The organism is Bacillus sp. EKM420B, assembly GCF_011065565.1.
In the GTDB taxonomy this organism is placed as follows: Bacteria; Bacillota; Bacilli; order Bacillales; family Bacillaceae; genus Bacillus; species Bacillus velezensis.
This window is the reverse complement of record NZ_JAAMNX010000001.1, coordinates 77,600-99,856: the sequence shown is the minus strand read 5'-3', so window position 1 is coordinate 99,856 and position 22,257 is coordinate 77,600. Positions and strand designations below refer to the sequence as shown.

The window sequence follows — 22,257 nt, the reverse complement described above, 5'->3', positions numbered from 1 at the left end:
TCAACATTTCCTACAAGGAGCGTGAACGTCATGATTTCGCACTTCAGCTGGAAACCGTTATTCAAAAAAGAGAAACTGCCCGGATGGCGGATTTCATTTTACTGGCAGGGTACGCATTACGAAGGGATTTACCATAAGTCCGGTGACATTGAATGGGGACACACACATCCGGGAAAAGAAGAGCCGGCTCTCGTAAAAGAGCTGCACGAATTAATGCTTTATCACATATATGACTGAAAGCTAAAAGCTCAGCCGCATCAGGCTGGGCTTTTCTTTTTCCTTCCGCTATTTTCCACCCGGTTTTCCGAATGAGATGCCGTTTGATTCACCATAATACGTAGTACAAAGCGGCAAACAGCATTGGGTGAAGCCGAGCTGGCAATGGTTTTCATTCCGAAAATCATCGGCTGGTGCAATTCCAGCAAACCCAACCATACTACTTAATAAAGGAGATCATACAAATGGCAAACAACAACTCTTCAAACCAACTATTAGTACCCGGCGCTGCTCAAGCAATCGACCAAATGAAATACGAAATTGCTTCTGAGTTCGGCGTAAACCTTGGCGGAGAAACAACTTCTCGTGCAAACGGTTCTGTCGGAGGAGAAATCACGAAACGTTTAGTATCTTTCGCACAGCAGAACATGGGCGGCCAAGGCGTACAATAACTCAATAAATGGCTTACAGAAGGCGCGGGATACCGCGTCTTCTTTTATGCCGTCACCCTTTTTTCCTATTTCACATACCCTAGGAAAAAAGGAGGGAAAACATGTCATTCATTGCCTCAGTCAATTGGGAGCTGTTTCAGTTCGTAAGTGTTTCTTTGGTCAATGAATATGTTGCCCACCATTTCCCGTTTATTCACAGGCATTCTTTTCCCCGCTGCTTTGAATGATATAATGAGCGGCGAGGAGGTTTTTTACATGAACATCGCTTTACTCGGAGCAACGGGAAGAGTCGGACAGGCTTTTATAAAAGAAGCGCAGAAACATGGACACATGGAAATATTCGCTCTTGTCAGATCAGCCGGAACAGTCCTTCCCATTCCTGAAAAACAGATCATAACAGGGAATGCGAGGCGGCGGGAAGATGTAAGCCGATTGATTTCCAAAGCGGACACAGTCGTGAGCTGTCTCGGCACGGACGGTGACGATACCCTTTCAGCCGCTATGACCCATATAATAGACGGCATGAAACGGCATCATGTTCAGCGTCTGATTACGATCGGCACCGCGGGTATCCTTCAATCACGGCTTATGCCTGATCAATACCGTTTTGAATCGGCAGAATCAAAACGAAAATCAACAAGAGCCGCAAAGGAACACGCCCGCGTATACGAGATGCTGCTGGCAGAGGATCTTGACTGGACGATCATCTGCCCTACCTACCTTCCTGACGGAGACGCTGCCGGAGTTTACCGGTTCGAACAGGATCGCCTTCCTGAAGACGGCGCCGAAATCACAGTCGGAGACACGGCGCATTTTCTGTACCGCGAGCTGATCAGCCCGCAGTTTGTCAGAAAACGGGTAGGACTGGCTTACTGAATGAAAAAAGGGCGAATCTTTTTGATTCACCCTTTCCGATTACACCGCGGACTTCGCCGATCCTTTCTGCAATTCATACATTTGATGGTACTGCCCCTTTTGCGCCATTAATTCGTCATGGCTTCCCTTTTCAATGATGCGGCCCTTTTCCAGCACGAGAATCTGGTCTGCGTGTCTGATCGTGGAAAGCCGATGGGCGATAATAAATGTCGTGCGCCCTTCTTGAACGACTTGCAGCGCTTTTTGAATGACTGCTTCTGTTTCGGTGTCAATGTGCGCCGTCGCCTCATCCAAAATTAAAATGGCCGGATCGAACACAAGCGCTCTTGCAAAAGAAATCAGCTGACGCTGGCCTGAGGATAGTGTGCCGCCTTTTTCAGTGACGGGCTCTCTGATGCCCTTCGGCAAAGATTGCAGAAGACTTGCGGCGCCGACTTGGCGAAGCGCTTCTTCCGCCTGCTCCAAAGAAATACGCTGATCATCGAGGGTCACATTGGAGCCGATCGTTCCAGAGAAAAGATACGGATCTTGAAGCACAATGCCCATATGCGATCTCAGCTCCTGTCTTGACATGCCGTATATGCTTTTTCCGTCCAGCAGGATATCGCCTTTTTCGGCATCATAAAAACGGAACAGAAGATTCAGGATGGAGCTTTTGCCGGAACCCGTATGGCCGACGAGGGCGACCGTCTCGCCTTTTTCAGCTGTAAAGCTGATTTGTTTCAGCACCTCTTCTCCCTTACGATACCCGAAAGAAACATCGCGGAATTCCACAGTCCCTTCCGCCTTTCTGTCTGCGGGAGCGCCTTCTTCTTCCGTTTCCTCCTCCTGTAAAAGCTCGAATACTCTGGCGGCAGAGACACGGGCCAATTCAAGCTTCGAAAATTGGTTGACAATCCCCGTAACCGGCTGGAACAAACGGTTTAAATAATCAACAAACGCATATAAAACGCCGATCGAAACAATTCCGGCCGCACTCAGACTCGCGCCTCCGAAATACCAGATCAGCCCGACAAACGCCAGATTGCGCAACACATTGACAAGACTGTGGGACATTAGGGAATTTAAAGACAGCATTTTGTTCTTATAGCGGAAATGAGCTTCATTCAATTCTTCAAATTCCTTCATCGTTTCCTTCTCACGGCGGAACGCCTGAATAATCGGCATCCCTTGAATGGACTCATTCATTTTCGCATTGATGTCACTGTTAATGGAACGGATTTTTTGGTTGAAGACGGATGCGTATTTGCGGTACACAACCGACCAGATCATTAAAATCGGAATAATCAGAAGGCAAACGGCGGCCAGCCTGACGTCAAGCATAAACAGCGCCGTAAAAATGCCGAGCATATAAACGCCGCTTGTGATAAATGTCGACAGCACCGTTACATATAAATCCCTGACCGCTTCTGTGTCATTCGTAATGCGGGCCACGACTTTTCCGGCAGGCAGATTATCAAAGTAGCGGATCGGCATTTTCTGAATGTGTGAAAATTCATCCTGCCTCATGCGCTGTATGATCCGGTTCGCTCCCATCTGCAGCAGATAATGCTGACCGTAATGAAAACATACGGAAAACATGAGCAGTCCGGCGTAAATGGCGGTCAACGTCAGCAATCCTTTTATTTCCGGACGGTAAAATTCAAAAATCTCCTGTCTTGATAACGTAATGGCGGGATATGACCTGCTTTCTTTACCGTTTGATATTGTCAGCCGGCCGTCAGCCACCGAACGGTTTCCGTCAAAACTGACGGGACGGTCAACAAAATAGTAGCCCGCACCGACTTGATAAATGTGCGCCTCTCCGGTTTTATCCGCCCCCGGTTTGAGCCGGTCCTCCCTGACATAATCATGCCCCCGGAACCTGACGGCGCCCGGATCGTCCGCAGAGGCTTTAACCCATGTTTTTTCAATGCCGAGAATGTGGTCGTCAATCATTTTTTTTCCGATAAACGGGCCGGTCAGCTCAGTGCCGACCGCAATAATGAGCAGGACGACCGCCCATATCAGCAGCTTCTTATATTGAAGCGCGTAATTCCATAATCTTCTCCCGGTCTTCATGCGCCCGTCCCCCCTTCTTCAAGAGAGGACAGCTGCTGCCTCTCATATTGTTTTCGATACCAGCCGTTCTGCTCCAATAGCTCCCGGTGCGTGCCTCTTTCAGACACCCGGCCTTCATCCATGACGAGAATGAGATCTGCGTGTTCAACTGCCGAGAGCCGGTGGGTGGTGATAATCGTTGTTTTATGCCGCCGTTTTTTACGGATGCTGTCAATGATGGCGGCTTCCGTTTTCGCGTCTACGGCAGAAAGCGAATCATCTAATATGAGAATGTCAGGATCGGTCAAAAGCGCTCTCGCAATTGAAATGCGCTGCTTTTGTCCGCCCGAGAGCGCTACGCCCTTCTCGCCGACAAGCGTCTCAAGCCCGTCGGAAAGCATGCCGATATCGTTTTCAAAATGCGCATCTTTCAGCGCGCCGCCGATTTCCTCTTCGTTTGCATCCTGCCGTCCGTAAAGCAGATTCTCCTTTACAGTCTTAGAAAATAAAATATGATCCTGCGGCACATAGCCGATCCACCCGCGGAGCTCCTCAAGCGGGATCTCCTGAATCGGAACGCCTGTAAACGTGATTGCTCCCGCCCCGGGCGGATATTCACGCAGCAGCTGCTTAATGATCGTCGTCTTTCCGCTTCCCGTCTTCCCGACAATGCCGAGTGTCTGCCCTTTTTCTACGGAAAAAGATACATCGGAAACCGCCGGTCCGGCTCCGCTCGGATACGTGAAAGTCACTTGTTCAAAAACAAGACGCCCGGGCTCCTTGATGCCGGCGGGGCGCTTGGGCCCGATCACGTCAGGCTCATAGGAAAGCGTCTCATTGACACGATCCAAGGAGGCATTGCCGCGCTGCATGATATTGATTAATTCTCCGATCGCAAACATCGGCCAGATCATCATTCCAAGGTACACGTTAAACGATACCAGCTCTCCCAGCGTCAGCCGGTTTTGAAAAACGAGATAAGCGCCGTAGCCGAGACCGATGAGATAGCTGAGGCCGACGAGAAGTTTCACAGTCGGTTCAAAAAGTGAATCGATAAACGCCACCTTCATATTTTTCTCATATACATCCGCCGTCATATCACCGAACCGGCTGACATCATTTTTTTCCTGTACGAAAGCCCGGATGACCCGGACGCCGGATACCGACTCCAGCACCTTGTCATTTAATGATCCGAAAGCATCCTGCGCTTCCGTAAACCGCTCATGGATCTTTTTTCCGTACAGGCTGACCGCAGCCGCCATTATCGGCAGCGGAATAATCGCGGCAAATGTCAGCTTCCAGCTGATGAGAAGCCCCATTGTCAAAAATATCGTCAGCATATACATCGTCGAATCAACGAGCGTTAAGACCCCGAAGCCCGTCGTCATACTGACGGCCTGCAGGTCATTTGTCCCCCGCGCCATTAAATCGCCCGTTCTGTATTTCTCGTAAAACGGCGGTGACATTTGAAGAAGCCTCCCCATCAGTTTTGACCGGAGAATTTTCTCCATGACATTCGCCCCGCCGAAAAGCTGATACATCCAAAAATAAGACAGTAAATAGACGGCTGCCGTTAATGCGAGAAAAACACATATGTAAAACAGCATCCCGCTTTTCGTAAACACGCCCGCCTTCATATCGTCTATTGCGTTACCGAGAAGTTTAGGCGGAAACATCTCAATGACATTCACAATCAATAACAGAACAATCGCTGTCGTATAGCGCAGCCAATAGGCTTTAAAAAACCACGCGAGCTTTTTTAATACAGTAAACAAATACCGTCATCCCCTTTCATCAATCAGCCGCCCTCAAGCTTTTCCGGATTGTTTTTCATTGTTTTCGCTAATGCCGCCACATGCATCACACCTGTCTTTCTTTCATTTTTTTGTATAAAAAAAGACATGAAGCCTCAGCTCCATGCCTCTTATTATTATAAATAAGGTACAGACCCGCCGTTTATGCGCGACTGCCCCGTTTTTAAGCAAATGTTCAGAAAACGGAAGCTGTATGGGAGTCACGCCGGTATTCAGCTGAAGATGAGTTGACAAGCTTTAGTTTTGACATGATCCATACCTCCTTTTTCCCTATATTGTTCCTTCATCATATAAACAAATCCTTTTTTTGTCAATGCGGGTTTTACATTTCTGCCGCACGGGTATTGTAAAACAAACCTTTTTTACTGAAAGGATGAGGCTGATGTTTCACGCAGACCGGTTGATAGCAGCTTTTGACGGAAGTGATGATAGTAAAAAAGCGCTCCAAAAAGCCATAGACCTTTCAAAAACGTTTCACGCGGATTTAACGGTCGTACATTCCCACAATGCAAAAGATACCCAGACGATTGTTGATCCCCCGAGGCCGGGAGCCGGGGCAACGTATATCGGCGGCGGGATTGCAAGCGTTCCTGACCCGCTCCAGGCGGAAAGAATCTCCCCTGATCCGATGATTTATGAAGACCGTACGGAAGAAATCGTTGCGGAAGCGAGAATGCTGATGAACGACAGCCAGATTGACGGGGATATCGACATTTTAGAAGGTGATCCCGCTGATGCCATTATCGAGCATGCCGACCGTATATCGGCGGATTTGATCGTCATGGGGAGCCGGGACCAGAACAGGCTGAAAAAACTTTTATTCGGAAGCGTCAGTGAAAAACTGTCATCGAAATCCGATATTCCCGTGCTGATCGTGAAATAATTCTTTCTGTAAAGCAGCTTAATCAAAAGCTGCTTTTTTTACAGCTCCCGGCTGTTTTTTCTTTTTTTCGGCATCACAAAAAAACTCGCCATGATCAAAAAATCGATGCACAATACGACAGACCAGCCCTTTAACAGTCCGCTGAGCGCTTCGGTGCGGGAAGCGTCCTGAATGAGAAATACCGTTCCGGCTAAAAGAACGCCGCCGATGACAAATGCTAATACATGTCTTCCCCATCCTTTTGCATAATGTTTGGCATAATCCAGTCCGTACCGCTTGACCGGTTTTGCCCCTTCCTTTACCACATAATAGCGGAACCGCTCATCCGCCCATTGAATCATGCTTTTTCCGAAGGCGACAGACACTCCGATATAAACGGCCGCCACTGCATGCGCCATAGTCGCCGCCGCCCCTCTGTATAAATCAGCTGCGGCCGCCAGAAACAGTACGGCATCCAATATAGGAATGAGAGCGAAAAAAAACATTCCGAGCTTTTGCCGCCTGAATATATAGCGCGCCGCCAATCCGAAGATGACAGCCGCCCAAAAAGCAGCCTCACAAATGACAATCAACCAAGCAATCGCGTTCAATCCGGTTCCCCCTTATCGTTTTCTAAAATGCATTGTATCACTGCTTTTTATTTAATACAACTGTATTATAAAATTGCAAGAAAAAATATTTCCTGTTACACTGGAACCATGCCTAAAATAATCGATCATGAAAAAAGAAGAAAACAAATAGCCGAAGCCACTTGGCGGACGATTTTGGAGCGGGGAATGGAAGGAGCGACAGTGAGAAACATCGCCCAAGAAGCGGGTCTTTCTTTAGGCGCGCTGAGGCACTATTTCACCACCCAGGATGAGCTTTTAGGGTATGCGATGACACTCGTAAAAGAAAAAGCGGCCGCCAGAATTAACGAAGTTGCCATGAAAGATCTGCCGCCGAAAGAAAAAGCGGTGCGTCTGATGCTTGAAATTATCCCGACAGACGAAGAAACGATGGCTGAAATGGAGGTATGGTTCGCTTTCACAGCTTATGCCAGACATAAGGGAGAAGAGTTTCAGCCCCAGCAGGACGGGATCTTGGCATATATCCGCGGCCTGATTGACTGGCTGGATGAAAATAAGCTTCTGAAACCGAATCTTGATAAAGAAACCGAAGCGGAGAAAATGTACGCTATCGCCGACGGGTTGGCGCTGCATGCCATGCTTGAACCTGATCGTCTTTCAAAAGAGAAGATCTCCCGTGTGCTCGTTCAGCATATCGAATCTCTTTTTATCTGACTGAAGCAAAAAGGCCGGATGTGTTCCGGCCTTTTTTTCAGCTTATGACTGAACGCCGAGCTCCTGCTGAATGTGCGACTGAAATGCCTCCTGAATCGTTTTGGCTACAGGTCCCGGCGATCCGCTTCCGACCGGTTTTCCGTCAAGGGTTACGATCGGGATTAATTCAGACGTCGTTGACGAGATGAAAATTTCATCCGCATCTCTGAGTTCGTCTTCGGTAAGAGCCTTCTCCCGCACCTCAATCCCGTTTTCTTTCATCAGCTCTAACAGTTTCATCCGCGTAATGCCGTTTAAAATCAGCTCATTTGCAGGATGCGTCCGGACGGTGCCGTTTATGACGGCGTATACATTGGATGAGGTTCCTTCCGTGACCGCTCCGTCCCTTATCAGCACCGCTTCATAAGCGCCTGCTTCATAGGCTTTTTGTTTTACCATCACATTATACAGTAAATTCAGACTCTTAATGTCACACCTCAGCCAGCGTTTGTCTTCCGCCGTGATGGCCTGCGCTCCGGCTTGTTGTTCATTTTCCGGTTTTTTCACTGAAAAGGTGTATGCCGTCGTCTGCGGCTCCAATCCTTCGTCATACTGGTGCTTCCGCGGCGCCTTCCCTCTCGTCGTCTGTATATAGACCCCGCCGTCAATGAGTTTGTTTTCCTGTACGAGCTTTTGCAGATCCCATTCTATGTCCTCTGCGGAGAACGGCAGGGTGATGCCGATTTCTGCGGCGCTTCTGAAAAGACGGACGATATGCTCACGCAGACCGAATAAGGCGCCGTTATACACTCTGATGACCTCATACACACCGTCACCGAATTGATATCCGCGGTCCTCAATATCAACTGCCGCTTCTTCACGATCAATCAACTGGCCGTTTACTAATGTCTTCATGTAAACCCTCCTAATCGTTATCTGCCGTGATGTGCATTCTCAGCTGTTATTGTCAACTATTCTATCATACTGAACGAGCCGGCTGCGGAGTTTATTTTTTTCTTAAAATCTTATTATTCGACATCTTTTCTATGTCTTTTCCAGTTTTGTTCCTGTATACTTGATTCGACATACATATGCTGTTAACTTATGGCACTTCGCAAGCCTCCGCTGTTATCGGCATTATGCAGAAACTTATGCTACTGGAGAGATTGTTATGCGCAACACAAAAGAAGGTGCTTCCCCTTCTCTGTTTTCATTAGCTTTTAAACTTACGAGTTTAGCAGTTTTGTGCGGACTGCTTCTGGTAATCGTCATAATGGGATATTCCGCTTCCGCCGCAAAAAACAAACAGGTCACCGTGACCGCAAACGGGCAGCTTCGGGATGAAGCAGAAAGCCTGCGGCTGAAAAATGATTCTCCCGACGTCTTAATGAAACATTTGCAGAAAGAGCGTGACCCAGGGAAAAAAACGGTATATTTAACCTTCGACGACGGGCCGTCTCCATATACTGAACAGCTGTTGAATGTATTGAAGGCAAATGGCGCAAAGGCCACTTTTTTTATGCTTGAACCGCGGATGAAAGCCTATAAGCATTCCGTGCAAAGAGCGAAGCAGGAAGGAATCGCGCTCGGCCTGCACGGCGTGACGCACGATAATCACCTGTTTTATCAAACACCGACATCGCCGCTGAACGAAATGCAGCAGGGACGCGATACGCTCGAGACAATCACTGGAGTAAAAACGGATCTTGTCCGCACGCCTTACGGCAGTAAACCGTCATTGACGGATGCCCAGATTAAGAATCTCGAAAAAGGCGGATTCGTGTACTGGGACTGGACGATAGACAGTGAAGACTGGAAGTACAAAAACGCACGGTACGTGCCGGAAGTATTGAATCAGCTCGCATATTTGGAAAGCGTTCATACGAGCAGGCCGCATGTCATTTTAATGCACGATCTGCCTGCGACGGTGCACGCTTTACCGAGCCTGATTCAAAAACTGAAAGCCCAGGGCTACTCCTTTGATGTTCTGACGGATCAAATGATTCCCGTCCATGAATAAAAAAAGCCGGATCTGTATATGATCCGGCTTTTTTATGTCGAAGCGCTGATCCGTTTTGCAAATTCACCGATCTTCTCATGGATGACAAGATCAAATAAATGGTCGCAATATGTCGGCTCAAGGTTAATGATCACCTGCTTCAAACCGGGAATCCGGCCCGCATCCTCAGGGACAAACCTTGCCGGCGCCACTTCAAGCGAAGTGCCGATCACAAGAAGAAGATCGGCTTTATCAAGCTTTTCATAAAGGGTTTCAAAATGCTGAACGAGATCGCCGAACAGCACGACATCCGTTTTTAATACGGTGCCGCATACCGCATGATCACCGACTTCGGCCGTACATTCCGGCACTTCGTCCTTCAGCAGATGAGAAAGCCCGTAGCGCGCTCCGCAGCGGGGGCATGCGGCGGTCTGAATTGAACCGTGAAGCTCATAGACACTGCTGCTTCCCGCTTTCTTATGCAGCCCGTCAATGTTCTGCGTGAAAATGTCTACCTGCTTTCCCCGCTTTTCAAGATCCGCCAAATACGTATGGCCGGCATTCGGCTCATAGCTTCCGCTCATTTTCATCTGAAAGAGCTGTTTGAATTTAGGCCAGAATTCACGCGGACGGCGTTCAAAGTATTCCCTGCTCATCGCTTCCATTCTGGAGGTGTCTTCGGTCCATATACCGCCCGCCGAACGAAAATCGGGAATGCCGGATTCCGTGCTCATTCCCGCTCCCGTCAGCACCAGGATACGTTCAGCCTGATTGATCAATGTTATAAACGCTTCCACTCTTCCACCGCCTTTTCTTTTTATCATATCATGAAAAAAGAACGGCGCCTGTTATGCCCGTTCTTTTTCTCCGGAATGATCCTTCACATGAACCGGATCATCGTGGCTCTTCTGTTTTACGAATACATTCTGGCCCGGATAGGCGAACTCCACGCCTTCCTCAGCAAAAATATCAATAATCCGGCGGTTGATATCCTGCCGCACGTCCAGGCTTTCCGCCCAGACGATGGTCTTTGTGTAAAAGTTGAAAAACAGATTGTAATAGCTGTCCGCAAACACGTCAAAGTTAACCATAATCGTATCATCATGCACGCCTTCATGTTCACGAAGCATTTCTCTGAGCCTTGTGATGCACCGCTCTAAACGATCAATCGGCGTCGCATAAGAAACACGAACGGAAAACGTGACCTGGCGCTTCGTCATCCTCGTCCAGTTTGTGATGGCTTCCATGGACAGCGTTGAATTGGGTACGGTAACAAGCGCCCCCTGCGCCGTCCGGAACCTTGTGCTTCGGAATGTGATATCTTCAACGCCCCCCGTCACAGATGACGTCTCGACCCAGTCGCCGATCGTAAACGGCTTTTCCGTAATGATGATAATGCCGCCGAAAAAATTGCTGATCGTATCTTTAGCCGCAAGCGCGAAGGCCAAGCCGCCAAGTCCGAGTCCGGCCACGAACCCGTTTACATCATAATTGAATTCCTGCGCGATCACACTGACGCTGAGCGCGAGAATAACAAAGCGCAGCACCTTGGATAAAAACGGCGCCAAAATGTCATCCATATCCAGCTCAAAGCGCTGATTGACTTTATGAAATAAAAACGAAGACGCCGATGTCAGGTTGCAAAGCCCCCAGGCGATCAGCGCTATGATCAAAGAGCGGTACATTTTTTTGACAATGTCCATCTGCCCGTCTAAAAACGGCGAATACTCAATCGCCAAAAACAGACCCAGCGCCACGAAAAACCATCTGGCCGGCTTGTCAAACGCTACGGCAATCTGTTTGAATATGTCGGTTTTCGGCTTGTTCGCCAATTTGTAAATGAGCTGAAAAAAGTATTTGACAAACAGTTTTCTCAAAACGAGAAAAGCCGCTAAAATTCCGATGCTGATACTGATCTGCAAAATATGGTCAAGAGTAAAAAAGCTCTGAAATTGTGTCATCATGGCATATGCTCCTTTGTCTTGTCGAAAATCTATTATACTAAAACATTCGGACATCAGCCTGTTTTATTGTCTTTAGGCAGCCTGAAAAACCCCGGCATCAGAACACAGCCGGGGTTTTTCACACATTCGTTCATCTTTCAGCCAGATACAACAGGGTCAGGCACTATTTCTTCTTTGATTGTGTCTGTTTCAGGAGAGTCGCTTTTTGGATTTCAGCATCGGTTTCGGCCTTAATTCTTTCTTCCACTTTCAATCTCCCTTTTCCCATGATCTCGCCTCCTTTTTGCCATTATAAAACATCACTGCGGATTGTAAACCGAAAAAAGCACTATCTTTATTCCAAAAAAATACTGTTTTGCACATTCACCAGTTTGAATCGCTGTGCATATACGAATCTGATATAATAACAGAAATGCCCATGAGGGGAGCTGACAAGCTTGTATACCATCGCTCATCGCGGCGCATCCGGTTACGCGCCCGAAAATACATTTGCGGCATTTGATATCGCTGCCGAAATGAACGCTGATTTCATTGAGCTTGACGTCCAGCTCACAAAAGACGGCCAGATTGTCGTCATCCATGATGACAAAGTCGACCGGACGACGGACGGCTCCGGTTTTGTAAAAGATTTTACGCTGAAGAAGCTGCAGTCTCTGGACGCCGGCAGCTGGTATGGGGCTGAGTTTAAAGGGGAGCGGATTCCCCTGCTCGAAGAGGTTCTGGAGCGTTATCATTCTGAAATCGGTTTTTTAATTGAACTGAAAGGGCACATTTCTCAAGTCGGTCTTGAAAAAGCAGTCGGCCAGCTGTTAAGCAGGTTTACCTTTTCCATCTATCCTATCGTTCAATCATTCAGTCTCAAGTCGATTCAGACCTTTCACGACATGTATCCGTCCGTTCCGACTGCAATTATCGCAAGACCCAGCTTCGGGATGTTTTCCAAAAGCCAGCTGGCCGCTTACAAATCAGCCGCAAATTATGTCAATATTAAATATACCCGCCTGAATCGGTTCTTGATTTCCACCGCTCACAAACACGGCCTGAAAGTATTTGCCTGGACGGTCAGAAATCACAAGACGGCCGAAAAGCTGCAAATGATGGCAGTTGACGGCATTGTAACTGATTTTCCGGATATTATTTCTAAGGACGGCTGATATGAAACAATACATCGCAATTTTTATCGGAGGCGCGCTTGGCGCATTGCTCCGCTTTGAAATGAGCGCGCACATTCACAGCGGATCTTTCCCTGGTGCCACTTTCCTCGAAAACGCGGCGGGGAGCCTTTTACTCGGTCTTATTACGGGTTATTTCATCATTCGGGCTAAACGCCCTCTTTTGACCGCCTTTTTAGGAACCGGTTTTTGCGGAGGTTTCACGACGATGTCAACCTTCGCAAAAGAAACCATTTTTCTGCTGCAATCGTCTCCCGCAGCGGCTTTTTGTTATGCTGCCGCGACTTTATTCGCTGGTCTTGCCCTTGCATACGCCGGCATTTTTTGGGGACGGCGGATTGCCCTTCACGCAGCGGGAAGGGGGCATGATACGCCATGACGATTGTCCTGATGCTTATCGCAGCGGGTATCGGAGCGGTATTACGGTCTCTGCTGGGTAAAACAATTTCAGAAAGAACAAAAGGTTTTCCGATTCCGCTTGGAATGGCTGCGGTCAACCTGCTCGGCTCCTTCGGCCTCGGCATATTCACCGGATTGGGTCTGGATAATCCTTCTGCCGGCATCATCATTGCGACGGGCTTTTTCGGTGCGTTTACGACCTTTTCCACATTCAGTATTGAAGCCGTGCAGCTGATGATGAACAACCGCATAAAGGAAAGCCTGCTCTACATCGCTGTTTCAGCAGCCGGAAGCCTTTTGGCGTTCTGGTGCGGCTTTGTTATGATAACCATTTAAAAAAACCTTGAGCTTATTTTTCGCTCAAGGTTGCGTTATGAAGCATGACCGTTTCAGGCACGGGCAGCGGGCGGTTTATTGTCCCCTGATCGCCCGGGCGGCCCTGTTCTTCTTTGAGTTCAAGCTGTTTAATAAACCGGCCGTCCATTTCTAATATGAGGGCAGTGTATCCCCCGATTTGTATCGACTCACCCGCACAAATGTCAATATTCCGTTTCAGCACAAGACCGCCGATCGTATCGACTTCCTCTTCAATCTCTGCGCCGAGAAGATGATTCACCTGATCGATCCGAACCTTTCCGTCCAGCACATAATGGCGTTCGGACAGCTTTTGAATCTGCGGCTGTTCGTCCTCATCAAATTCGTCTCTGATATCGCCGACGATTTCTTCAAGTATGTCTTCGGTCGTCACAAGACCGGACGTTCCGCCGTATTCATCAGACAATATCGCCAAATGAATCCGTTCTCTCTGCATTTTTATCAGCAGGTCGTGTATCGGGATCGTCTCGATGACTTCAATCACCGGGCGGACGTAAGACGTGATGGATACTTCCGCTTTTTCATCTTCTGTCATAAACAGCAGATCTGAAAAGAGATGCTTCGTATTGATCATGCCGATGACACTGTCTTTGTCCCCGTCCGTTACGGGCCAGCGCGTATATTTGTCTTTCAGCATCATATCAAGCATTTCCGGCACGTCCATATCAGTGGAAACAGCCGCGATTTCTTTTCTCGGGATCATGATTTCCTTGGCGATCCGATTATCAAAATCAAAAATTTTATTCACAAATGTATATTCAGACGGATTGATTTCTCCGTTTTTTAAACTTTCTGACAGCAGGATCCGCAGCTCTTCTTCAGAGTGGGAGCCTTCATGCTCAGATGCCGGCTTTAATCCGGCCAAACCGGTCAGAATTCTCGCGGAGCCGTTCAGCACCCAAATAAACGGGAACATGAACACGTAAAATAACCGAAGCGGTCCGGCAATCCATAACGTCAGCTTTTCCGCTTTTTGAATCGCAACCGTTTTAGGCGCAAGCTCACCGACGACGACATGTAAAAACGTAATCAGCCCGTACGCCGCAGCAAAAGCAATCACATGCTCGGCTGAATCCGGAAGCCCCATGCCCTGAAACACAGGATGAAGCATCCGCTCAAATGCAGGCTCTCCCAGTACGCCGAGCCCGATGGATGTGAGTGTAATGCCAAGCTGCGAGGCGGATAAATACTCATCAAGATCCGTAATGATACGCTTTGCGAGCACCGCCCGTCTGTTCCCTTCTGAGATGAGCTGATCGATTCTGGATCTCCTCACTCTGACGATCGCAAATTCACTCGCCACGAAAAATGCCGTTAACGCAATGAGCACACCGATTAAAATCAAACTGTCAATATCGTCCATTTCACCTTATCCCGAATTGAAGGATAAGGACGTCACCTCCTGATTTCATCGTTTTTTCTTAAGCGAGAGGAACGAAATGGGTGATTGACTACACAGAGGGCCCCATCCTGCCACCTCCTAAGTCAAAGCATGATTGTCATTTGTATAGTTTATTGTATCACAACTCCATTCTTTCATCATTTTCAGATTTTTCACCATATAAAAACAGCCTTCAAAAAGAAGGCTGCCGTTATCTGCTTCGGAAATGATTTTCTAAACAAAGCGCCGTATTAATCCCCCCGAATCCCATGCTTAAGCTTAACGCATGGTGTACGGTATGGGCGCTCGGCCCGTCGGTCACCCACTGAAATGAATCGTCAATCGGCTCCGTTAAGTTTCGGATCGGATGAAGCTTGTTTTCCCGCATTTGCAAGAGAACAGCAATGATTTCCACCGTTCCGGCCGCACTCAGACCGTGTCCGGTAATCGATTTTGTCGCATTAATCCGCGCGTGCGACAGGCCGCTTTCAGAAAGCGCCCGGCATTCAGTCTTATCTCCGATCGGCGAACCAGTGCCGTGCGGGTTGATGTAATCGATCTCTTTCGCTGAAAGACCGGCCCGCTCCAGCGCCTGGCGGATCACCGTCATTTCGCCCTCTGCTGAAGGATTCGGGTTGCGGTTCGCATCGGAAGCCATCCCCCAGCCCTTTAAGCCGGCCCACGATCGTGCGCCCCTCTCTTCGGCAGATTCAGCGCGTTCCAGCACAATCGCCCCGCACGCCTCTCCGAATATAAACCCGTCCGTATGCCGGTCAAACGGGCGGCAGGCGGCTTCAGGCCGTTCAGAGTATGTATCAGTGCCCATCGCTCCCAAAGAACGGAGAGCGTGACACTCCATGTACGACAGATCGGCCAGCGCCCCGATCACGATGCACCGGTCAAACAGGCCTCCTATGATTCCTTGAGCAGCCTGGATAACCGCCGCCTGGCCGCTTGCCGACGCGCCGCCGACCGTAAAGGCCGGCCCTTTTATCCCAAATTGCTCCGTGCAAAGCCCCGACAAATCACTATCCATAAAAGAAAGCCCGTATGTCGGATTTACAAATTGCGGCGTTTCACCGTTTTTCTCAAAGGCCTGCAGCAATTCGCGCTGCGTCATATTCGACCCGCCGATGATCAGACCGGTGCGGCTGTGATCAGCGCCGTCTAATTGAGCGTCATGCCACGCTTCATATAAAGCGATAAGCGCCGTCTTTCCTGATAATGCGGCCCTTCGGTACAAGCGCTTCGACAGCGCGTCCGGCGGCGTTAATTCGCTAAGCTCCGCGCCGATAAACGAACTGCCTTTCTGCCGGCCGGGGCGTTTCATCACATCAAAGGCGTGCCGCCCCTCCATGAGCGCAGCGAGAAACGCCTCCTTGCCTTGTCCGACCGCGGTTAAGACTCCGATTCCTGTAATGCTGATGTCTGACGTGCCATTATTTCTCCTCGACATGTGTCCGTTCTCCCATCTTTATGTATTGGAAGCTATGAAGAAAAATCTTGATACAGTGCTTTGAAAATATCGCGCGAATGTCTGATCTGTTCCGAAGGCACGCTGAAAGATAATCGGAAATAGCCGCTTTTTCCAAATCCGCTGCCGGGTACGATCAATAGTTTGTATTTCTGTGCGGCATGCATGCAGAACGCCACCTCGTCTTCAATCGGTGATTTCGGAAAGACGAAAAAGCCTCCTTTCGGCATTTCAAATTCGAAGCCGGCTTCTGTGAGGATGTCCACCATAAGGTCTCTCCGCTTTCTGTAAGGTTCAGCGTCAATCGAAAGATCATCCATTTTCGCCACGGCGCGCTGCATCATGACCGGAGCGTTCACAAAGCCGAGCGTCCGGTTGCAGAAAACGAACGCATCCGTCAGAAGATCGCCCTCAGGCATTTGGGCGTCCGCCGCGATATACCCGAGCCTTTCCCCCGCAATGCCGAGATCTTTACTGAACGAACTGACTAAAATCACGCGGTGATACGCCTGAAACGGATTCGCCTGCTCTTCTCCGTAAATCAGCTGGCTGTACGGTTCATCAAATAAAATAAATATGCTTTGGCCGTTCCGCTCTTCGGCTTCTTTTAATAAGGCGCCCAATTCGTTAAGGTTTTTCTGGCTGAGCACAGTCCCCGTCGGATTATGCGGCGTATTGACGATCAGTCCTTTCGTACGGGGTGTGATCGCACCTTTAACCGCTTCAATATCAATCTCAAATGAGTCAGTCAGCGGGCAGATGACGGGTCTGCCGCGGTAATTTTCAACATACGCTTTATATTCCGCAAAATAAGGCGAAAGAAGGATGACTTCTTCCTCCGGGTTTAAAATGCTCTTCAGCGCGACATTCAGCGCCCCGCCGGCTCCGACCGTCATAACTGTATGCCTGGCGGAAATTTCTGTCTGAAACCGCTCTGACAAAAAGCGGGCAACCTTTTCTCTCGCCTCCGGAAGCCCTTGGTTTTGTATGTATCCGTGCCGTCCTGTTTCAGCCGCTTCGCATAGCGCCTTTTTAAATGTTTCAGGCGGCTCCGCAACCGGATTTCCTATCGAAAAGTCAAACACCTTATCGGCGCCGAACTCTTTTTTCAGCCGAGCGCCTTCATCAAATAGTTTGCGTATCCATGAACCTTTCTCCAGATTCTGTGTCACTTCCCTTGATAAACCGGCCACTGTCATCTGTCCCTTCTGTCTTTTTCTGCCGTTTCTATTTACAATGATTATGAAAGATTTACATGGCGCAGTCAACGCTTTTTCAGACAGCCTGCCGCCCCGTTTCAGGAGAAAGACGGAAAACAATAAACTTGTGCAAACTCCCCTTCATATATTAAACTATTCTCATAACTATAACGTGATGGTTGGGGAGGGATTTAGATGGGGCTGAGACTTATCGCATCAGTGAATTAGCAGAGCTTGCCGGTGTAACGAAACGCACGGTGGATTACTACACAAACCTCGGGCTTTTAAAGCCTGACAGGTCTTGTTCGAACTATCGTTACTACGATACACTTGCACTTAATCGGTTAAAGTTTATAGTCGCTTGTAAAAAGCAGCGATTGGCCCTGTCTGATATAAAAGATCGACTGGAGAACCAGTTTCCCTCTTCAGCCCTGCCTGACGATGTTGGAAACCTGGCATCGGAAATTGATCACATGAATCAAAACATCTCCGGGATCTTGAATCGGTTTGAAAAGCTTGAACCAGAGGAGCGCGCCCAGCTGAAAAAAAGGCTGGCTCCTGAAAAGCTTGCAGTGCTTCAATCATTTATGCTGCTGTTAAGTTAAACCATTATCTTACTAACAGGAGGTGTTACCTTCATCTTCCCAAAAGGAGTGAAGGTTCTAATTGGACATTGTGAATTTGATTTTAGTCGCGGTTTTAATCGCGCTGACGGCATTTTTCGTAGCATCTGAGTTTGCGATAATCAGAATCAGAGGCTCACGGGTTGACCAGCTTATAGCAGAAGGAAATAAAGCCGCAATCGGTGTCAAAAAAGTGACCACGCATTTAGATGAGTATTTATCGGCGTGCCAGCTCGGCATAACATTGACTTCCATCGGTCTTGGTGTCTTAGGCGAATCAACGATTGAACGCTTGCTTCACCCGCTTTTCACAAAGATAAACGTACCAAGCTCATTATCGCATATTATTTCATTTATTCTCGCCTATGCGATCATTACATTCTTACACGTGGTCGTGGGAGAATTAGCGCCGAAAACAGTCGCCATCCAGAAAGCGGAAGCCGTTTCAATGCTGTTTTCGAAACCGCTCATTTGGTTTTACCGCATCATGTTCCCGTTTATCTGGCTTCTGAACAACTCCGCCCGTCTTTTAACGAAGACGTTCGGTCTGGAGACGGTGTCTGAAAATGAGCTTGCCCACTCTGAAGAAGAGCTGCGCATCATTTTATCGGAAAGCTATAAAAGCGGTGAAATCAACCAGTCTGAATTTAAATATGTGAACAAAATCTTTGAATTTGACGACAGACTTGCAAAAGAAATCATGATTCCGCGTACGGAAATCGTCAGTCTGCCGCATGATATCAAAATTTCTGAAATGATGGATATCATTCAGATTGAAAAATATACCCGGTACCCTGTCGAAGAGGGTGACAAAGATAATATTATCGGCGTTATTAACATTAAAGAAGTGCTGACCGCCTGCATCAGCGGCGAAGTATCAGTCGACTCGCCGATTACGGATTTTGTCAATCCGATCATCCATGTGATTGAGTCGGCACCGATTCACGATCTGCTTGTAAAAATGCAGAAGGAACGGGTCCATATGGCGATTCTGTCGGATGAATACGGCGGAACCGCGGGGCTTGTCACCGTTGAAGACATTATTGAAGAAATCGTCGGGGAAATCCGTGATGAATTTGATATCGATGAAATCAATGAAATCCGCAAACTCGGCGACGGCCATTACATGCTTGACGGCAAGGTCCTGATTGATCAAGTGAACGAACTCCTCGGCATCCATTTGGAAAATGACGAGGTCGACACCATCGGCGGCTGGTTCCTTACCCAGAAATACGACGTCGAACAATACGACTCGATTATCGAAGAAGGCTGCGAATTTATCATTAATGAAATTGACGGCCACCACGTCGCATATATCGAAGTGAAAAAACTGGCGTTTGATGAACTGCTGGAAACCGCCGAACAAAAAGAAGCATAACAAAAAAGCTTGCGCGTCTGATACAGACGGCAAGCTTTTTTTCATTTACAGTTGTTCAAGTTTTTTCTCAAGCTCTTTAATTCTGGCATTCAGCTCTTCTGTCATGGCCGCAAGCCTCTCCTTCGGCGCAAGATCGGAAAAGTCCTCCAAAAAAATCGGCTCGCCGATGATAAGCCGCATTTTTCCCTTTTTAAACAGCGCTTTTCCCGTAGACGGCCCTTTATATGCGGCCGGAACGAGCGGCGCTTTCCCCATTTGGGCGATGGTCACGGCCCCTCTTTTCAGCGGGACGTCTTCAGAAGTTCTCGTGCCGCTCGGAAAAATCCCGACAATCTTCCCTTCCTTCAGAAGCTTAATCGGCGTTTTAATGCTGCTCGGACCCGGATTTTCACGATCAACCGGAAACGCGTGAATCTTCTTTAAAAAACTTCCGATCCACTTTTTCTGAAACAGCTCTTTTTTCGCCATATAATGAATCTGATGGGGCAATATCCCGACACCGAGCGTGAGGACGTCCACCCAGCCCGCATGCGTGCACGCGATAACGAATCCTTTATCAGACGGAAGATTCTCTTTATTGTATACTTTGACTCCTCCGCGCAGAGAAAGAATGAATTTGATGGCATTTGCACAAAACTTATACATAACGCACTTCCTTTGTTGTAATGATCAAAAGTGTTCTCTCTCTATTATAACAATATTTTTTATTACCTGGTACTAATAAATATATTTTTCCTCCGCCGATCTCTATCTTTTATGACGGATTTTGGGTACTATAGAGAAATGGTGTTTGATGAGGTGAAAATGAATTTAAGCCGTTTGCATGGAACGTGCAACTTTAAACCTTTCTTATGCGTGTATAACATAGAGGGGAGAAAAGGCAGTGACGATCGATGAAATTTACCAAATGTATATGAATGATGTTTACCGGTTCCTGCTCTCCATGACAAAAGACAAGCATCTCGCTGAAGATTTGCTGCAGGAAACCTTTATGAGGGCATACATACACATTCACTCCTACGACCACAGCAAAGTAAAGCCATGGCTTTTTCAAGTGGCGAGAAATGCGTTTATAGATTATGTCAGAAAACATAAAAAGGAAGTGACCATTTCCGATGACTTAATTGGGAGCCTTTTTCAGACGGCTGTTCAAAGCCCGGCTCATCAGATTGAAATCAAGGAAGTGCTGACAGGGTATATGTCCGAACTTCCCGACAATTATCGGGAGGCCTTAACACTGTATTATTTAAAAGAACTGAATTACAAAGAAGCATCCCATATTATGAATATTTCAGAGGCTAATTTTAAAAGTGTTTTATTTCGTGCCAGACAGCGGCTGAAAGCACTTTATAATAGAGGTGTTAATGATGAATGAAGAATTTAAAAAGCGTTTTTACCAATACAAAAATGGAGAAATGAGCGACCGGGAAATGGCCGCCTTTGAAGAAGAGCTGGAAAAGCTGGAAGTCTATCAGGAGTTGATTGAAAGCGAAATGCAGGACGACCGGGAATGGGACGTCGGCATCAGCCCGGAAAAACAGAAGGCCATTTTGTCATACGGAAAACGCAAATCGTATTTGCGGATTTCAGTTCTCGCCGTCATCTCCACTTTGATGATTTTGCCGCTTTGCACTTTGGGAAGCTACCTCTATTACGGTCTGGGAGGAAAGGAAAGCACCGGCAATCAATTAATGGAAACCGCGGCCGTGACGGTGGCGACCACCATGCCGAACGTCCTCGTCGATACCTCGGGACTGAAAAGCCAGGTGAAGCTGTTTGGAATGAATACAGAGTTTCCGTTGCAAAAGCAGATCGGCACAAAAACGAAATCCGTCGGCGGGGAACGGATTGAAATGTTTTTAGATAAGGTCAAATCGCCTGCCGTTAACTACTATGATCTAGACGCGGCACAGTCAAAACATTATTTCGCCCATCCTTCCGGCTTAAAGGAACGCACGATTGACAAAGCCGGACAGACATTAAAAAAATTGCCTGAAGGAAGCGTGGCGGAGGTCTATCTTTCTTATGACCGGGCCTACCCTTCTTCCCAAGTATATTCAACTTTTAAAAAATACGATGTGAAGTTTTTATGGAACGCGGTCGAAACGGAGAAAAATCTGAAAGACAGTCCCTATGCCGAGCCGTTAGGATTTCCCGGGAAAGATTCCAAGATGGTGTCCTCTTTCGAAACGCAAGGACAGACAGACCGTGAACAATTTATCAATGCCCTTGAATTTATGTCCCGCCATAAAAAATGGGCTCATGCAATATCGAAACGCAAAGACATGAATCTTGGCAGCCGAATCGACTATGTTGAACATCACGGAATGAACGTATACGGCTCTGTCGTGACGGGGCCGACAAAAGAAATCGAACGTCTGCTGAAAAACAAAACAGTAAAAGCAGCAAACATCGGTGAGGTGGAATTATGGAATTGGTAAGAATTTTTAAAGAGCATAATGTTTTCGGCTGGATATCAGTCGGTACCGCGATTTTGTCGCTGCTGCTTTTGAATGTGGCAATCATCAGCAATGTGACTTTCTATTCTTATCAGATGCTGCCGTTTGCGATGGCCGCCGTGCCGTTCGGCATCATTGAGCTGTTTATTAAAAAAGGACGGACGGGCCCGGGACTGCTCGGTGTCATCCTCAACCTTTTCGTCATTGTCTGTGTATATACGATCGTTGCCGTTGATACGAATCTGCAATTCGGTTTTTAAACATAAAAACAGGCCCTTTTACGGGGGCCTG

At 47.8% G+C, this 22,257-nt stretch carries 26 protein-coding genes; 15 read left to right on the top strand and 11 right to left on the bottom strand.

Translation table 11 applies throughout. The features are described from left to right. Positions 1-21: 21 nt before the first annotated feature. The 4 genes from G9F48_RS00555 (at position 22) to G9F48_RS00545 (ending at position 1,544) form a co-directional block, all read left to right on the top strand. Entirely contained in the window at positions 22-237 is a 216-nt protein-coding gene (locus G9F48_RS00555) for a YheE family protein (protein ID WP_012117190.1), read from the top strand. A 224-nt stretch (positions 238-461) separates the two neighbouring features. After that, complete coding sequence (locus G9F48_RS00550) at positions 462-668, top strand: alpha/beta-type small acid-soluble spore protein (RefSeq protein ID WP_003155280.1); 207 nt, start codon at positions 462-464, stop codon at positions 666-668. Between the two features lie 101 nt (positions 669-769). After that, positions 770-895: a hypothetical protein gene (locus tag G9F48_RS19655; RefSeq protein WP_003155283.1), complete on the top strand. Its 126-nt coding sequence runs from the start codon at positions 770-772 to the stop codon at positions 893-895. A 28-nt stretch (positions 896-923) separates the two neighbouring features. Then, complete coding sequence (locus tag G9F48_RS00545; RefSeq protein WP_003155285.1) at positions 924-1,544, top strand: NAD(P)-dependent oxidoreductase; 621 nt, start codon at positions 924-926, stop codon at positions 1,542-1,544. 39 nt (positions 1,545-1,583) lie between these two features. Here the strand turns inward: G9F48_RS00545 and G9F48_RS00540 are convergent, their stop codons facing one another. Next, on the bottom strand, positions 1,584-3,605 hold the full coding sequence (locus G9F48_RS00540; RefSeq protein WP_165408860.1) for an ABC transporter ATP-binding protein: 2,022 nt from the start codon (positions 3,603-3,605) through the stop codon (positions 1,584-1,586). Beyond that, positions 3,602-5,359, bottom strand: a complete 1,758-nt coding sequence (locus G9F48_RS00535; RefSeq protein WP_017417363.1) for an ABC transporter ATP-binding protein — start codon at positions 5,357-5,359, stop codon at positions 3,602-3,604. Before G9F48_RS00535 ends, G9F48_RS00540 begins: the two co-directional genes overlap by 4 nt. Before the next feature lie 421 nt (positions 5,360-5,780). Here G9F48_RS00535 and G9F48_RS00530 point away from each other — a divergent pair, with 421 nt between their 5' ends. Next, entirely contained in the window at positions 5,781-6,281 is a 501-nt protein-coding gene (locus G9F48_RS00530) for a universal stress protein (RefSeq protein WP_003155289.1), read from the top strand. A 38-nt stretch (positions 6,282-6,319) separates the two neighbouring features. Here G9F48_RS00530 and G9F48_RS00525 read toward each other — a convergent pair whose 3' ends face one another. Beyond that, positions 6,320-6,871: a hypothetical protein gene (locus G9F48_RS00525; RefSeq protein ID WP_060657740.1), complete on the bottom strand. Its 552-nt coding sequence runs from the start codon at positions 6,869-6,871 to the stop codon at positions 6,320-6,322. A gap of 108 nt (positions 6,872-6,979) precedes the next feature. Between G9F48_RS00525 and G9F48_RS00520 the strand changes: the two genes are divergently transcribed. Further along, positions 6,980-7,564 (top strand): TetR/AcrR family transcriptional regulator, encoded by a 585-nt coding sequence (locus tag G9F48_RS00520; RefSeq protein WP_015388489.1) that lies wholly within the window; start codon positions 6,980-6,982, stop codon positions 7,562-7,564. A gap of 42 nt (positions 7,565-7,606) precedes the next feature. Here G9F48_RS00520 and dat read toward each other — a convergent pair whose 3' ends face one another. Next, positions 7,607-8,458, bottom strand: coding sequence for a D-amino-acid transaminase (dat, locus tag G9F48_RS00515; protein WP_102422413.1), 852 nt, complete (start codon positions 8,456-8,458; stop codon positions 7,607-7,609). A gap of 256 nt (positions 8,459-8,714) precedes the next feature. On the opposite strand from dat, the gene G9F48_RS00510 reads away from it, so the two are divergent. Beyond that, positions 8,715-9,563, top strand: a complete 849-nt coding sequence (locus G9F48_RS00510) for a polysaccharide deacetylase family protein (RefSeq protein WP_031378441.1) — start codon at positions 8,715-8,717, stop codon at positions 9,561-9,563. Between the two features lie 32 nt (positions 9,564-9,595). Here the strand turns inward: G9F48_RS00510 and G9F48_RS00505 are convergent, their stop codons facing one another. The 3 genes from G9F48_RS00505 to G9F48_RS00495 all read right to left on the bottom strand — a co-directional run bounded on the left by G9F48_RS00505 (position 9,596) and on the right by G9F48_RS00495 (position 11,774). Then, positions 9,596-10,366, bottom strand: coding sequence for an NAD-dependent protein deacylase (locus G9F48_RS00505; protein WP_411859589.1), 771 nt, complete (start codon positions 10,364-10,366; stop codon positions 9,596-9,598). 24 nt (positions 10,367-10,390) lie between these two features. Continuing rightward, positions 10,391-11,506 carry a mechanosensitive ion channel family protein gene (locus tag G9F48_RS00500; RefSeq protein WP_003155296.1) on the bottom strand — a complete coding sequence of 372 codons (1,116 nt, stop codon included), beginning with the start codon at positions 11,504-11,506 and terminating at the stop codon, positions 10,391-10,393. 163 nt (positions 11,507-11,669) lie between these two features. After that, entirely contained in the window at positions 11,670-11,774 is a 105-nt protein-coding gene (locus G9F48_RS00495) for a YhdX family protein (protein WP_003155299.1), read from the bottom strand. A gap of 169 nt (positions 11,775-11,943) precedes the next feature. Here G9F48_RS00495 and G9F48_RS00490 point away from each other — a divergent pair, with 169 nt between their 5' ends. The 3 genes from G9F48_RS00490 to crcB are packed head-to-tail and all read left to right on the top strand — an operon-like array spanning position 11,944 to position 13,413. Next, positions 11,944-12,660, top strand: a complete 717-nt coding sequence (locus G9F48_RS00490; RefSeq protein WP_109566821.1) for a glycerophosphodiester phosphodiesterase — start codon at positions 11,944-11,946, stop codon at positions 12,658-12,660. A 1-nt stretch (position 12,661) separates the two neighbouring features. After that, complete coding sequence (locus G9F48_RS00485) at positions 12,662-13,057, top strand: fluoride efflux transporter FluC (protein ID WP_070081569.1); 396 nt, start codon at positions 12,662-12,664, stop codon at positions 13,055-13,057. Next, the gene (gene crcB / locus G9F48_RS00480) at positions 13,054-13,413 is read left to right on the top strand and encodes a fluoride efflux transporter CrcB (RefSeq protein WP_077721998.1); all 360 of its coding nucleotides are present in this window, start codon (positions 13,054-13,056) and stop codon (positions 13,411-13,413) included. Before G9F48_RS00485 ends, crcB begins: the two co-directional genes overlap by 4 nt. A gap of 13 nt (positions 13,414-13,426) precedes the next feature. Here the strand turns inward: crcB and G9F48_RS00475 are convergent, their stop codons facing one another. The 3 genes from G9F48_RS00475 to G9F48_RS00465 all read right to left on the bottom strand — a co-directional run bounded on the left by G9F48_RS00475 (position 13,427) and on the right by G9F48_RS00465 (position 17,506). Then, complete coding sequence (locus G9F48_RS00475) at positions 13,427-14,815, bottom strand: hemolysin family protein (RefSeq protein WP_165408858.1); 1,389 nt, start codon at positions 14,813-14,815, stop codon at positions 13,427-13,429. A 229-nt stretch (positions 14,816-15,044) separates the two neighbouring features. Further along, positions 15,045-16,289 carry a beta-ketoacyl synthase N-terminal-like domain-containing protein gene (locus G9F48_RS00470; RefSeq protein WP_165408857.1) on the bottom strand — a complete coding sequence of 415 codons (1,245 nt, stop codon included), beginning with the start codon at positions 16,287-16,289 and terminating at the stop codon, positions 15,045-15,047. Positions 16,290-16,321: 32 nt separating this feature from the next. Continuing rightward, positions 16,322-17,506 (bottom strand): pyridoxal phosphate-dependent aminotransferase, encoded by a 1,185-nt coding sequence (locus G9F48_RS00465; RefSeq protein ID WP_146276424.1) that lies wholly within the window; start codon positions 17,504-17,506, stop codon positions 16,322-16,324. Positions 17,507-17,685: 179 nt separating this feature from the next. Here G9F48_RS00465 and G9F48_RS00460 point away from each other — a divergent pair, with 179 nt between their 5' ends. Both G9F48_RS00460 and G9F48_RS00455 read left to right on the top strand, forming a co-directional pair. Continuing rightward, entirely contained in the window at positions 17,686-18,111 is a 426-nt protein-coding gene (locus G9F48_RS00460) for a MerR family transcriptional regulator (RefSeq protein WP_014304704.1), read from the top strand. A gap of 61 nt (positions 18,112-18,172) precedes the next feature. Further along, positions 18,173-19,507, top strand: a complete 1,335-nt coding sequence (locus tag G9F48_RS00455; RefSeq protein ID WP_003155308.1) for a hemolysin family protein — start codon at positions 18,173-18,175, stop codon at positions 19,505-19,507. Positions 19,508-19,552: 45 nt separating this feature from the next. Here G9F48_RS00455 and G9F48_RS00450 read toward each other — a convergent pair whose 3' ends face one another. Next, positions 19,553-20,152: a lysophospholipid acyltransferase family protein gene (locus G9F48_RS00450; protein WP_003155309.1), complete on the bottom strand. Its 600-nt coding sequence runs from the start codon at positions 20,150-20,152 to the stop codon at positions 19,553-19,555. Positions 20,153-20,390: 238 nt separating this feature from the next. Here G9F48_RS00450 and sigM point away from each other — a divergent pair, with 238 nt between their 5' ends. Genes sigM through G9F48_RS00435 form a run of 3 tightly spaced genes read left to right on the top strand, consistent with a single transcriptional unit; the run spans position 20,391 to position 22,226 of the window. Further along, positions 20,391-20,882 carry an RNA polymerase sigma factor SigM gene (gene sigM / locus G9F48_RS00445; RefSeq protein WP_003155312.1) on the top strand — a complete coding sequence of 164 codons (492 nt, stop codon included), beginning with the start codon at positions 20,391-20,393 and terminating at the stop codon, positions 20,880-20,882. Beyond that, positions 20,872-21,948, top strand: a complete 1,077-nt coding sequence (locus G9F48_RS00440; protein WP_109955173.1) for an anti-sigma factor — start codon at positions 20,872-20,874, stop codon at positions 21,946-21,948. Before sigM ends, G9F48_RS00440 begins: the two co-directional genes overlap by 11 nt. After that, positions 21,936-22,226, top strand: coding sequence for an anti-sigma-M factor (locus G9F48_RS00435; protein ID WP_003155315.1), 291 nt, complete (start codon positions 21,936-21,938; stop codon positions 22,224-22,226). The genes G9F48_RS00440 and G9F48_RS00435 overlap by 13 nt, the downstream gene beginning before the upstream one ends. Positions 22,227-22,257 lie beyond the last annotated feature (31 nt).